Below are 12,166 nucleotides of genomic sequence, written 5' to 3'. Positions count from 1 at the left end.
TATATCCGCGTTCAGCCGTTTTCGCCAAAATTTTTATTCTCAACCCCCAAACCCAAACCCCATCTTCTCCACAAACTGCCGCCCTCCCTCCGACTTGACGACAATATCAAAATTGCGGCTGTACGGGTGCATGAACAATTCGTATTGAATCCGCCGCTCATCATGGGAATGCCGCAGATATTCGAGCTCAATCCCCCGTTCGGCAATATCACGCGATGACCTCCTTGCAAATTCCGTGTCGCCATCTGTATAGAAGTAAATTTTCAGATCGAACAGCTCCGGGTCAATAAATGCTGCGCTCATCCCTTCGACAATGGTCACCTGTTTGTTAGAAGTTATCAATTCCCGCTCCAGATAATGAACATCGATCGTATAGAAATCGAGTCCCTCTTTTGCCATCCGGACGTCCCTTTCCAAAGCGCCCAGATGATGCGCCTCCGGATGGCATGCCGTAATTTTATAACGATGGCTGACCCCATCAGATGTATAGTCGATTTCAGCATTCTTTCGAATACTCGAAGAAACGATATAGGGATCTGTATTGAGGTAATTGACGGTTCCACTCCCCAGCCGTTCAAGAAGTTTCCCTGAAAAAGTAGTCTTTCCCGCTCCACCATGACCGGAGACGCCTATCAAAACCCTTTCCTTTTTCGACTCTGCCCAATCCACAAGTTTTTCTATAAGTCTATCCATCAATCTCTCCTTAATCTTCAGTCATTCAAACTGTGCCGCTGCTTTCGTTCCGCTCTTCCTCTTTAAGTATACTGAAATGAACTCGTTTTCCATATGCCAGCCAAAGGATAAGGCTTTCTATTTTATTGGCTGAAGTTTAATCAGGAGAAAAATATCAGTCCGACTTCCAGAAGATTGTTGACATCAATTCTATTTACCTATAATATCTAAATGAAAATGATTATCATTATCACATTCAAAGGAGAAAAATCATGAGAAAATTAGCTGTTCCCTTTTTACTTATACTAATTCTATTTTTGGCTGCTTGCGGGAATACAGAACCAGAAAGCGAAGCTGCTGAAACGAATTCGCCAGAAGTCATTACATACGAATCAGAAACCGGTCCTGTAGAAGTTCCTGCAGAACCGAAAAGAATCATCGCACTGACAAATGGTCCGAACGTGTTGGCTATGGAAGGCAATATTGTCGGCATCGACGATTGGACGGGTATGAATCCGCTGTTCACCGATAAGCTGGAAGGCGTGGAAATCGTTACAGAAGACAGTCTGGAGAAAATCATCGAATTGGATCCCGACTTGATCATTGCCGGCTCACACATGAAAAACCTCGATAAGCTTGGCGATATCGCTCCGACGGTTTCATTTACTTGGGGTAAACTGGATTACCTGGAGCAGCAAGTCGAAATCGGTAAATTACTGAACAAAGAACAGGAAGCAACCGATTGGGTCGATGATTTCCAGCAACGCGCTGCGGACATCGGCGCTCAAATCCGCACTGAAATCGGCGAAGATGCCACAGTTTCGGTTATCGAAAGCGGCAACAAAGAGTTCTACGTATTTGGCGACAATTATGCCCGCGGCACCGAAATTCTGTATCAGGCCATGGATTTGAAAATGCCGGCAAAAGTTGAAGAACTGGCACTTGAATCCGGCGTCTACACATTCTCTTCTGAAGTTTTATCTGATTTTGCCGGCGACTACATGATTTTCAGCAAAAATCCGGACGTCGACAACTCGTTTACTGAAACGGATGTATGGAAGAACATTCCGGCAGTGAAGAATGGCCAAGTCTACGAAATCAATACGAAAGCTTCCACTTACAGCGATCCGATTACACTGGAGCATTTGCTGTCATTCTTCGAAGAATCATTTCTTAACTAACGCCTCCATTCATACAGAAAACCGCTGAATCAGAGATTCAGCGGTTTTTTATGCAGATTCACAGGTCCAAAATTTCTCCTATACATTTCTAATGAAAGGAGATCATCGACAACACACAGGACACGATCGAAATTCAGTCAGTCCTGAAGCCGCTCTATAATTTTAAGGTGGCGGAGTTTGTGGGGTGGCGGAAGTAAGTTAACGATGGTTTAGTTCCAATGGTCCGCAAAGATTTATAGCATTGTTCTAAAAGAGTTTATTTTTAAGGCGATATGTATTACGGTGTATTACAAAGAGCGGAGGAGGGTTTGCAATGGCTACTATTTCCTTGCGTGTAGACGACCGGGACAGCAAATTGATTCGGGATTACGCAAAAATGAAAAAGACATCCGTATCTGATTTAATGCGCAATGCCATTATTGAAAAGATTGAAGACGAAATTGACTTGGAAAATTTCGATCGCGTGCTAGAGACTATGGATCAGACCTATTCACTGGATGAAGTAAAAAAAGAATTAGGCCTCTAGAATAGGATGTATATTGGACAATTTTCAGCAGTGGCATTGAAAAAACTTAAAAAAACGGATCGTCTTCAAGCTGCTTTAGGAATCGGATGGATTGAAAAAATCTGGTCAATACAACAGACCCGAAATTGCATGGCAAAGCCCTGGTTGCTGACCACCAAGGCAAGTGGCGCTGCAGAGTGGGTGATTATCGGATTCCGGCTTTGATTGAAGAAGAAGAAATCACGATTACAGTAATTGATGTGGGACATCACAAAAATATTTATGAATAATGGAACAGGAATAACCACAATTGTGGCTATGCCTGTTCTTTATAGAGAAGCAAAATCTCAAATTTGGTTTTTCGCTTTTCGCCTGCGAAAAGCATCCGATCGGGGTTTGGGTTTGCTTACTTTTAGAGAGGCTTGCAGTTTATGCCCAACTCGGCGGCGTTTATGCCCAACTTCAGATGATTTATGCCCAACTTTCACTTGTTTATGCCCAACTTAGGCCAGTTTATGCCCAAGTGGCTTTTTTGCAAGAATTTTATCGTCTATTTCAGCCAGATCGGCGGCCGTTTTCTGGCCGCTTATTTTTTATTCCCGACTGGCTTTTCGAAGGAGCCCGAATGACGGATTATTATCCCAAATGAAAAAAAGTATCACAGCATCCACTTATCGAGACGCCTTCTAGCCTCTCCCTATTAGTTGGCCGATATCCTCCCAGCCATAAGCCACTTCCATCAGATCCTCACCGGCAATTCTGATCGTTTTGCTGTCCACTTCCCGGCCGCACATCTTCTCATAAAAGCGGCGGGAGCCATTGTCCCTTAACACCCACACAAGCATGGAAGTCATGCCTTTTTCCATCAATTCTTCAGCCACGCGTTCCACCAGCCGGCGGCCAATGCCCTGCCCGAGAAATTCCGGCAGGATGTAAATGGCGTACAGCTCCCCTTCAAAGTCCGCATACTCTCCGGTCCCCTCCTTGCCGCCGGTTGCAAATCCGACGATTACACCATTTTCTCCTTCAGCCACAAATGTATTCTCCGCTTTCAAATTCTCATTCCATAATTGTTCACGTGCCTCATACGTCAACCCGTCCAAATACGAATCGGCAACAATATGCCGGTACGTGGCGCGCCAGCTGTCGACGTGCACGCGGGCGATTCCACGGGCGTCTGCCAGGGTTGCTTTTCTGATGATCATCCAAAGTCTCCACCTTTACAATCTATTTTACTCTCTACATGCAAATCTACAGCACTTCCATCTCATTTGAAAAACACTTCAACTTTACTTCCCCATATTCACATCCAGCTGTAACTTCTGCCGCCCGCCTCCGTCTACTCCATATATTTAAATACATATTATTGGAGCTGATAATCAATGAAGAAAGTGGCATCCCTATTTGTTTTATTCCTCGCGGGCGCCCTGCTATCCGGGTGCCAGTCTGCAGAGGAAACCATCCATGCTCAAGAACCCCCCCAGAAAACTGAACTTTTTCTAAGCGAGACGCTGATTGAAACTGCAGAAATCTCCAAATTGGAAGTGACAAAAAAGAAAGGCGTCAATCCAATCATTTACGACGAAGCTGCGGATCTTGCCAGCTTTGATAATCTATTCTCCAGCGCCGTAAAAGAACCAGGCATCGTCAACATGTCCGATCCCACCTTCTATTTAGAAGTAAGCGATGTTGAAGGAAATAAACAATACTTACAGCTTTGGATCGGCAGCGAAGGTGAACGGGCTTTACTGATGAGGGAAGACGATACGCATACGGTTTACTCATTATCCGTGGAACTGACAGAAAAGCTGGCTGAATTGATTGAAAAAGTAGCCTGAAGAGAGGAATTTCTTCAGGCCTTCGTATTACCAGCACTATATAAACCCTAATAGCTTCAAATCCATCTCATCAATGACGCCAAGAGAATTGCTTCGGTCCCAAAGCTTCATCTCTGACGCTTCGTCATTGTTGAGAAACGGCCGCAGCTCTTCAATATTCCCCGCATAAACCGGATTATATTTGATGCGTCCATCAGAAATCTTCCATAACTTCAACAAACCTTTAAACTCCAGATTGCTTATGTATTGCCCGGTTTCTTCATATAACTCACGAACCGCACACTCTTTCGCTGTTTCGCCTTCTTCCCTCTTACCCGCCGGCAATTCCCACTGCTCACGCCATTTGTTATAGACCATCAGGACGCCGCCATCGCAGCTAATTACTGCAAACGATCCGGCCAAATTCTTATATCCTTCCATTCCTTCTTCACCTACAACAATAAATTCCAGAAACTCGAAGCCGTTATTTTGGGTTTTATTCATTTGATACCGCCCCTACAATCACATCGATCACTTCTCCTGTTTCTTTGCTTATATAGTAAAGCAGCGCCGGAGAATTGAGCTCTTTCGGGTTGTCCGCCGTATCAAGATAGACTCCCCAGCTTTCTACGTCTTTCTCATAGGTTTTGGAGTAATGGGACACCAAATGTGTTTTGGCATCAAACCTCTGCCATAGTGCAGGTGATTCATAGTTGGCCTCTTCCGCTTGTTCAAGCGCAATTTGTTCCGCTTCTTCCTGTGAAATTTGGGATGAACAGCCAAAAAGCAGTGCCAGGCACAATAAAAGCAGCAAGATCTTCTTCAAAACTTCACCCCTCCCCCAAAAACGCACTTGCCATATAATAAGCACTGGCCGTGAACAGCTGCGTCTGAACTTCCTGCTTTCTGATCATCCGGCCGAAATCCTCAAAATCGACCAGCTTCACTCTAATCTCTTCCGTCTCATCAAGCTGCTGGTCACCTGCCTTAAAGGCCCCCTTCAAGAGAAATGTCTTTATTTTATTGGTCTGCGTCGCGGGATTGACCATGAACTCGCCGAGCAGCACCGGCTCTTCCAAAGACGTATAGCCAGTTTCTTCCCGGATTTCCCTTAGCATCCCTTCTTCATCCGTCTCGCCTGCTTCGATTTTGCCTGCCGGAATTTCCAGGTAAAATCCCTGTCCGCCGTGTCGGTACTGCTCGACCAGCACGAGCTCACCGTCTTCCGTAATCACGACCGCATTCACCCAGTCCGAAAATTCGCTGACGTAATAATCATCGATCGTCATGCCGTTCGGCAGCTTGCACGCATCCTTTCGCAAATTGCCGAACGGCGTCTTATAAAGATATTCACTATTTGTCGTCTGCCAGGCTTTCATCGTTCTTCCCCTTTGTTTGTCCAGTTTTTATTCCTATTAATTACTTCTGTTTATTCCTGGAAATTCCTTTAAAAAAAAACGAGCGCCGCCTGATGGCAGTGCCCTTTTAGTTGAACCTGTTATTTCGCGTATCCTAAAATTTGTCCTTCAATCGCCCCAAGAGGCAATTCTCCGAAGTCCCTGCTGTCTGTGCCTCTCCACCATTGATCCACTAACACGAAAACAGCTTCTTCCGACACTTTTACAGGTTCCATGGAGGCGGCGAAATACTCTTTTTTGCCATCCAGATTCACCCAGGTGATAAGTTCTTTTTGTGAAATTTCTTCGTCCGTTGTCATAGTTCCTTCTGCGATTCTTTGTTCTATCATTTCAAAATACTCGTCCTTGCCGAGCCCTAAATTTGTTGCAGCACCATAAAACGTATCGAGCTTTCTGTTGTCCACATAAACCTGGCCATCGCGTATTTCCACAGTTTCTCCTGGAAGGCCAACTACTCTAGCAATATAGTGCTCAGGCAAATTCGGGTTTTTCGCAATAGCTGATGCAGGGGTTTTGTAATAGACCACATCACCCCGGTTAACATCTGGATATCCGAGTTCCACAACCAGGCTGCTGTGTGTACTGGTATCGTAATCATGATTCCCGCGGTCCATTGCATCCGATCGCCACTCGATCAACTTCGTATCCCCTGTGGCATCCACCATTTGGACTTCCGGCAACGTATCCGGATCCGTGAGCGCCGGCAATTCACTTGCCGTGCCTGGCGTATTTCCCGGCCCTGCACCGCCTCCATCCATATTAACTACCAGGAAAACCGTCGCCACTGTCAGAAGCAGCATCAGCACGGCCGCTGCCTGAAAGGTTCCAAATCGGTTTGCCGGCCGCTCTTCTCGCTTCATGTCGTTTAAGATTTTCCGCTTCAACGGTTCACCGAAGCGCGGTGTCTCTCCCACAAAATCGTCCAGCTCCCGTTTGAATTTATTCATCCTGCATGCCCTCCCATTCCTTCAAATCCACTTTTTCCCGCAGCATGTCCTTTGCCCGCCGGAGCCTCGTCTTCACGGTGTTTTCCGAGCAGGCCAGCATCTCACTGATTTCTTTTGACGTGAATTCCTGATAATAAAACAGGAGGATGGCTTCCCGGTATTTGACGGGGAGTTCCAGGATTTTATTCGTGAGATTGCTTTGATCTGTTTGCTGAACGTACGTATCTTCAGGTGATTTTGCGTTAGAGATCAACCCACCAAGCGAGTTCGAGAACAGCGAGCGCTTATTACGCCAGCTCCGCAAGTGATCATGGCATTTATTGACTGTAATTTTGGACAGATACGTTTTCAGGGAAGCGCGGCTGTCGAACTGGTTGGACTTGCGGTAATAGCTGATGAACGTTTCCTGCATGATGTCCTCGGCCGCGGCCCAGTCCTTCACATAGAAATACGCCAGCCGGATCAAGTGCTCGCCGTGGCTGTCCATAATATTTTTCATTTCATCATCCGTCATTCTGGCCGCCATAAGTTTCCATCCCTTCCTGAACACCCCATAGACGCAAGTTTTCAGAAAATAGTTTCATCTGAATAAAGTATAGGTGAAAAAGAGGCGGAGTGGTTTTCAAATTTTATGATAAGCTAAAGGGAATGGGAGTTTTTGTAATAAGAGAGGATGTCATTTATGAATCATTTTGTCATTGGAGATTCGGCTGCAGGTTCGATGAAGCTTGCTTTTCGCGGGAAGGATCATGCCATCCATCCACTCTCGCTCGATCTGTCAGTGGGGCCGATTGCGGCAATCCACGAAGAAGAAGGCTTGGTGCGCCATATCGACTGGCTCCGGTCATCGTTCAGTTATGAAGATGACTATGTAGACCATCAGTCAGAAACGTACCGGCAGACTTTACGGAAAATAAAAAGTTTGAAAGATGGCGACCCGGTCACGTTTTGGATGAGTGGCAATGCAGCGGAGGAGATCGGGTTACGGCTATTTTGTTTTCTGACGGCAGATAAAAAGCTGGATTTGTCGGTGGTCAATACCGCTGAAGCGATGGACGAGTTGATGCGGGATACGGATATTCGGGTCGAAATCCGCCATTCGGGCGAATGCAATAACAAACAAATGGCTCATTTTTTCAAGCATTCGCGGAAGCAGCTGCCGGAAGAAACGAAGGCTGCTTTGGTCGAGGAGATGATGGGATTGCTGGCGACTGCGAGTCTGCTGCGGTCGTGGGAACAAGGTGAAATTCTGGATGCTGACGAGACATGGGACGATGCGTTTATCTTGGAGCGTGTGCATGAGTTGGGAGAACAGGCTGAGAATGACGGTTTTGTGAAGGCGACTCGAGTGATTGGCGAAGTCCTCGGGAACTCGTATCATATCTATTCCGACTCCTGGATCGAGTACCGGCTCCGATCGCTGATCCGTTCGGGCAAGCTGCTGTCGCGTGGCGATCTGGGGTCGATGCGGACTTATGAGGTAAGATTGAGTGAAATATTGGATTAATCCATTGCCCAGATCAAAAGGCTTCGCGGACTCGAAGCCTTCTTTATAATGGATTGGAGTTTTTCGCGGAGCGAAAAACATCCGTTTGAGCTCTGTGGTTTTTGGTATGGGGAGATGCTGATCGACTTGCGGGAAACGGGGCAACTTTCAGGACACAGGTCAACTTCTGCGACAGAGGTCAACTTCCGCGACAGAATATTACTTTTTTCACGCATAATTATCATTCCGCACACAAATTCTGTTTACCGCACATAAATCCTGATTAGCGCACACAAATCTCACTCACCGCACATAAATTACGATTAGCGCACACAAATCCCACTCACCTCACATAAATCTCTTCCCCTAAATATCAGCCTCTTGTTTTCATCAAAAATTGCTGCTCAGCGGGCAGTTTTAAGATGATTTCTCCTCTTCCCTCCAATAATTTCGACTGAAGCGGCTACTTTTTCAGTAAAATTCCATATAACCCGGTATATCCCGTGAAAAACAGATCTGTTTTGGACAATTCTCTTCTCCGAGCCGGCATTCCTTCTTACCACTGCAGTTCATAGATGAAAAAGGCTTCGCGGACGCGAAGCCTTCCTTTAGGGATTGGAGTTTTTAGCGGAGCGAAAAACATCCGCTTCAGATCTTTGGAAGTGGAGTGTGGGAGGTTGCCGGTTCTGCTTCCCCCCGCATTTTTGGTGGCATAAAAATGTCAAAAAAGACAAAAAAGGGTCTTCTTGAGCACAAACTTGTGTTTCCCGCGCATAAAAGACCTTCTCCCGCGCACAACCACCGTTCTCCCGCCCACAAACTTCCTTCTCCCGCGCACAACCACAACCACAACCACCCCAACTCCGCCCACACTCCAAAACCTCCCAACTAGCAACCGGTTTTTTTGATACTGCACAAATATTGTCCAAAGCATGACGAATCTTTTAATTCATATTAATAAACTTTTCAAAACCATAACGTTTCACTGTATAGTTTTGCGGCCCATATGGTAGGATATCCTTAATTTAAATTGGAGGTGCAGGCATTGGGAAGGACTTAATGAGAATCGGTGAAGTAGCGAAAATAAGTGGAGTTTCTGTAAGAACCATTGATTACTATACGAATGCCGGTCTGTTGGCATTCGAGCGGTCTGAAGCCAATTACCGGCTTTATCCGTCCAGTGTTCTGCAGACTCTCGAACGGATTCAGGTATTGAAGAAACAGCGCATGTCGATCGCGGAGATCCAGGATACTATTTGCTCTGGCAATGCTTTAGAAACGGAAGAACTGATTGATGAAGTGATCAATGAGTTCGACCAGCTGCAGCAAAAGATCGTCCGGCTGGAAGAACAGCTGAAGGATGCTCCGTATTATGCGAAGACGCAAACGGGCAAAGCACTCGAGAGTAAGATGGCTGCCATCACGGCTCTTTTGGTTTTGCTCCAATAAACCCGGAGGTGAATCCCTTTTACAGGGACATAAGTGGATATAATTACGATAGTGAATTTAGGATTATTGGTACTATTACTCGGCCTGACCGCCTTTTTCGTTGGGTCAGAGTTTGCGGTGGTCAAAATCAGGATGTCACGTCTTGATCAATTGATCGCTGAAGGAAACAAGAAGGCCGTGACGGCGAAGAAAGTTGCCGGCGACCTGGACTATTACCTGTCTGCCTGCCAGCTCGGCATTACGGTTACGGCCCTCGGACTTGGTGCACTTGGTAAGCCAGCCGTCGAACGTTTGATGTATCCGGTTTTCGACTTTTTCGATGCCTCGGATGCAGTAGCGGCAACAGCTTCCTACGCAATTGCGTTCCTTCTTGTTACGTATCTTCACGTCGTTGTGGGTGAAATGGCCCCCAAAACATTGGCAATCGAATTTGCTGAAAAAATGTCATTACTGCTTGCCCCGCCTCTTTATTGGTTCGGTAAAGTAATGAAACCGTTCATCTGGACATTGAATGGCGCCGCGCGTTTATTGCTGCGTGCATTTGGTGTGCAACCCGGCCACGAAAAGGCCTATTCGGAAGATGAACTGAAAATCGTCATGGCGCAAAGCTTCGAGGAAGGCGCACTCAATGAAACTGAGCTGACCTACATGGAAAATGTCTTCACATTCGACGAACGGGCCGCAAAAGAAATCATGGTGCCGCGTACGGAACTCGTGACGCTCGATAAGGATATGCCCCTCGAAGAGATTGTCGAGATCCTTGATGAAAATAACTATACCCGCTACCCTGTCACAGAAGATGGCGATAAAGACCGGATCATCGGCTTTGTGAGCGCCAAAAAGATGCTTCCCCATATCGTCGCTGGACGGCCATGGGAGCTCGAGAACTTCGTGCGCGAATTGCCGACTATTTTTGAAATGACCGGCTTGCAGGATGCCTTATTGAAAATGCAGCATGCCCGTGTCCACATCGCTTTGGTGGCGGATGAATATGGTGGTACAGCCGGCATGATCACAATGGAAGATTTACTTGAGGAAATCGTCGGAGAAATCCGTGATGAATTTGATGATGATGAAGTGCCGGATATCAGTCTGGTGAACGACAATGATTATATGCTTAACGGCCGTGTCCTGCTGAAAGATCTGGAAGACCGTTTCGGCTTATCATTCGAAGAAAGCGAAGACATTGATACGATTGGCGGCTGGGTCCATTATAAAAGTGCCGGTGAAGTGCATACCGGCGATACTGTGACGCAAGGTGATACTTCATGGACCGTCACGGAAATGGATAATCAGCAGATTAAACAGGTCCTGTTCCATCGGAAAAACGTACAGGACTGAATCATTTCATTCATATATTACTCGGAGGTGAATCCCTCTTTAAGAGGGAACCATATTGGACGTACAGATAACCATTAATTTATTGCTCGTCGCGCTGATGATTCTCGCAACAGCATTCTTTGTCGGAGCTGAGTTTGCCATTTTGAAAGTGCGCATGTCCAGAATCGATCAATTGATTTCAGAAGGCAATAAAAAGGCGTTACGTGCCAAAGAAGTTGCAAATGAGCTGGATTATTATTTATCAGCCTGCCAACTCGGCATTACAGTTACGGCCCTTATTCTCGGGGCACTCGGGGAACCGACAGTTGAGCGCCTGCTGCGTCCGGCTTTTGATGCATTTTCAGTGCCGGATGCCCTGGCAACTGCGCTTTCCTACGCGATCGCGCTCGGAATCGTAACGTTCCTTCATGTCGTCATCGGGGAACTTGCGCCGAAAACCTTGGCAATCCAGTACGCAGAGCGTATGACATTGCTTCTTGCTCCTCCGCTTTACTGGTTCGGTAAAATCATGAACCCGTTCATCTTTGTGATGAACGGCTCGGCACGCTTACTGCTAAAACTGTTCAAAGTGGAACCATCCGGTCATGAAGAAGCCCATTCCGAAGAAGAATTAAAACTCATCATGGCAGAAAGTTTCCAAAGCGGTGAGATCAACCAGACTGAATTGACATATCTCAAAAATATATTCGCGTTTGATGACCGTATCGTCAAAAACATCATGATTCCAAGTGAACAGATTGTTGCTGTCGACAAAGGAATTTCGCGTGATGATTTCTTTTCCATCATGGATGAAGTCGAATTCACGCGTTACCCTGTAATGGAAGAAGGAGACATCAACACTCTTTACGGCTATATCAACACGAAGGAATTACTGACAAGCATGGCGGCCGGTCGCCGGCAGGAGCCTGAGTCATTCGTCCACGAGATGCCGAGTTTCCCGGAAACGACGCCGATCCAGAAAGTATTGACGAAAATGCAGCAAAACCGCAGACACATGGCTATCGTAAAAGGAAAAGACGGCATAACGACTGTCGGCCTTGTGACCATGGAAGACATCCTGGAGGAAATCGTCGGGGAAATCAGCGACGAATCCATTGATCCGGAGCCGATTTAATCAAGATAATGAAATACCAAAAGCAAAGTAGAACGAAGCTGAAAACCGCTTCGTTCTACTTTTTTCTTTTTGGTTTTTCGTTTTTCGCACGGCGAAAAACATGTGACTGGGGCTGGAGTCTGAAAGAGAGTAAAAGTGGCTGCGGCAATATTTGTCTAGTGATTTTTGACGCTGTAAATTCATTGAAATAGATATAAGATTATTAAGTTGAGCACACCTTTCTTTCTCCCGCGCAC

The 12,166-nt window shown here is 46.3% G+C and carries 16 protein-coding genes; 9 read left to right on the top strand and 7 right to left on the bottom strand.

The features are described from left to right. Positions 1-39: 39 nt before the first annotated feature. Positions 40-693, bottom strand: a complete 654-nt coding sequence (locus tag IQ294_RS08195; RefSeq protein ID WP_203333546.1) for a uridine kinase family protein — start codon at positions 691-693, stop codon at positions 40-42. Between the two features lie 251 nt (positions 694-944). Between IQ294_RS08195 and IQ294_RS08190 the strand changes: the two genes are divergently transcribed. The 4 genes from IQ294_RS08190 to IQ294_RS08175 all read left to right on the top strand — a co-directional run bounded on the left by IQ294_RS08190 (position 945) and on the right by IQ294_RS08175 (position 3,007). Next, positions 945-1,853 carry an iron-hydroxamate ABC transporter substrate-binding protein gene (locus IQ294_RS08190; protein ID WP_203333545.1) on the top strand — a complete coding sequence of 303 codons (909 nt, stop codon included), beginning with the start codon at positions 945-947 and terminating at the stop codon, positions 1,851-1,853. Positions 1,854-2,166: 313 nt separating this feature from the next. Beyond that, positions 2,167-2,379: a type II toxin-antitoxin system RelB family antitoxin gene (gene relB / locus IQ294_RS08185; protein WP_203333544.1), complete on the top strand. Its 213-nt coding sequence runs from the start codon at positions 2,167-2,169 to the stop codon at positions 2,377-2,379. A gap of 125 nt (positions 2,380-2,504) precedes the next feature. After that, positions 2,505-2,648 carry a type II toxin-antitoxin system RelE family toxin gene (locus IQ294_RS16295; RefSeq protein WP_238942714.1) on the top strand — a complete coding sequence of 48 codons (144 nt, stop codon included), beginning with the start codon at positions 2,505-2,507 and terminating at the stop codon, positions 2,646-2,648. 20 nt (positions 2,649-2,668) lie between these two features. Continuing rightward, on the top strand, positions 2,669-3,007 hold the full coding sequence (locus IQ294_RS08175; protein WP_203333543.1) for a hypothetical protein: 339 nt from the start codon (positions 2,669-2,671) through the stop codon (positions 3,005-3,007). Positions 3,008-3,044: 37 nt separating this feature from the next. On the opposite strand, the gene IQ294_RS08170 is transcribed toward IQ294_RS08175, so the two are convergent. Next, positions 3,045-3,563, bottom strand: coding sequence for a GNAT family N-acetyltransferase (locus tag IQ294_RS08170; protein WP_203333542.1), 519 nt, complete (start codon positions 3,561-3,563; stop codon positions 3,045-3,047). 177 nt (positions 3,564-3,740) lie between these two features. Here IQ294_RS08170 and IQ294_RS08165 point away from each other — a divergent pair, with 177 nt between their 5' ends. Next, positions 3,741-4,196: a YhfM domain-containing protein gene (locus tag IQ294_RS08165; RefSeq protein ID WP_203333541.1), complete on the top strand. Its 456-nt coding sequence runs from the start codon at positions 3,741-3,743 to the stop codon at positions 4,194-4,196. Positions 4,197-4,232: 36 nt separating this feature from the next. Here IQ294_RS08165 and IQ294_RS08160 read toward each other — a convergent pair whose 3' ends face one another. The 5 genes from IQ294_RS08160 to IQ294_RS08140 form a co-directional block, all read right to left on the bottom strand. Then, positions 4,233-4,679 (bottom strand): NUDIX domain-containing protein, encoded by a 447-nt coding sequence (locus IQ294_RS08160; RefSeq protein ID WP_203333540.1) that lies wholly within the window; start codon positions 4,677-4,679, stop codon positions 4,233-4,235. Next, the gene (locus IQ294_RS08155; protein WP_203333539.1) at positions 4,672-5,001 is read right to left on the bottom strand and encodes a hypothetical protein; all 330 of its coding nucleotides are present in this window, start codon (positions 4,999-5,001) and stop codon (positions 4,672-4,674) included. The genes IQ294_RS08160 and IQ294_RS08155 overlap by 8 nt, the downstream gene beginning before the upstream one ends. A 4-nt stretch (positions 5,002-5,005) precedes the next feature. Then, positions 5,006-5,554: an NUDIX hydrolase gene (locus IQ294_RS08150; RefSeq protein WP_203333538.1), complete on the bottom strand. Its 549-nt coding sequence runs from the start codon at positions 5,552-5,554 to the stop codon at positions 5,006-5,008. A gap of 119 nt (positions 5,555-5,673) precedes the next feature. Continuing rightward, complete coding sequence (lepB, locus tag IQ294_RS08145; protein ID WP_203333537.1) at positions 5,674-6,540, bottom strand: signal peptidase I; 867 nt, start codon at positions 6,538-6,540, stop codon at positions 5,674-5,676. After that, positions 6,533-7,066 carry a sigma-70 family RNA polymerase sigma factor gene (locus IQ294_RS08140; protein ID WP_238942713.1) on the bottom strand — a complete coding sequence of 178 codons (534 nt, stop codon included), beginning with the start codon at positions 7,064-7,066 and terminating at the stop codon, positions 6,533-6,535. Before IQ294_RS08140 ends, lepB begins: the two co-directional genes overlap by 8 nt. A 156-nt stretch (positions 7,067-7,222) precedes the next feature. Between IQ294_RS08140 and IQ294_RS08135 the strand changes: the two genes are divergently transcribed. From IQ294_RS08135 to IQ294_RS08120, 4 genes are all read left to right on the top strand, one after another. Next, positions 7,223-8,047 (top strand): DUF1835 domain-containing protein, encoded by an 825-nt coding sequence (locus IQ294_RS08135; protein WP_203333536.1) that lies wholly within the window; start codon positions 7,223-7,225, stop codon positions 8,045-8,047. 1,038 nt (positions 8,048-9,085) lie between these two features. Next, entirely contained in the window at positions 9,086-9,475 is a 390-nt protein-coding gene (locus tag IQ294_RS08130) for a MerR family transcriptional regulator (protein ID WP_203333535.1), read from the top strand. A 33-nt stretch (positions 9,476-9,508) separates the two neighbouring features. Beyond that, complete coding sequence (locus IQ294_RS08125; protein WP_203333534.1) at positions 9,509-10,816, top strand: CNNM domain-containing protein; 1,308 nt, start codon at positions 9,509-9,511, stop codon at positions 10,814-10,816. A 55-nt stretch (positions 10,817-10,871) separates the two neighbouring features. Continuing rightward, positions 10,872-11,930 carry a hemolysin family protein gene (locus IQ294_RS08120; RefSeq protein ID WP_203333533.1) on the top strand — a complete coding sequence of 353 codons (1,059 nt, stop codon included), beginning with the start codon at positions 10,872-10,874 and terminating at the stop codon, positions 11,928-11,930. The last annotated feature ends 236 nt before the right edge of the window (positions 11,931-12,166 follow it).

Source organism: Planococcus beigongshangi (assembly GCF_016820495.1).
Lineage (GTDB): Bacteria > Bacillota > Bacilli > Bacillales_A > Planococcaceae > Planococcus > Planococcus beigongshangi.
The sequence above is the reverse complement of the archived record's forward strand: the minus strand, read 5'-3'. Positions and strand labels throughout refer to the sequence as shown.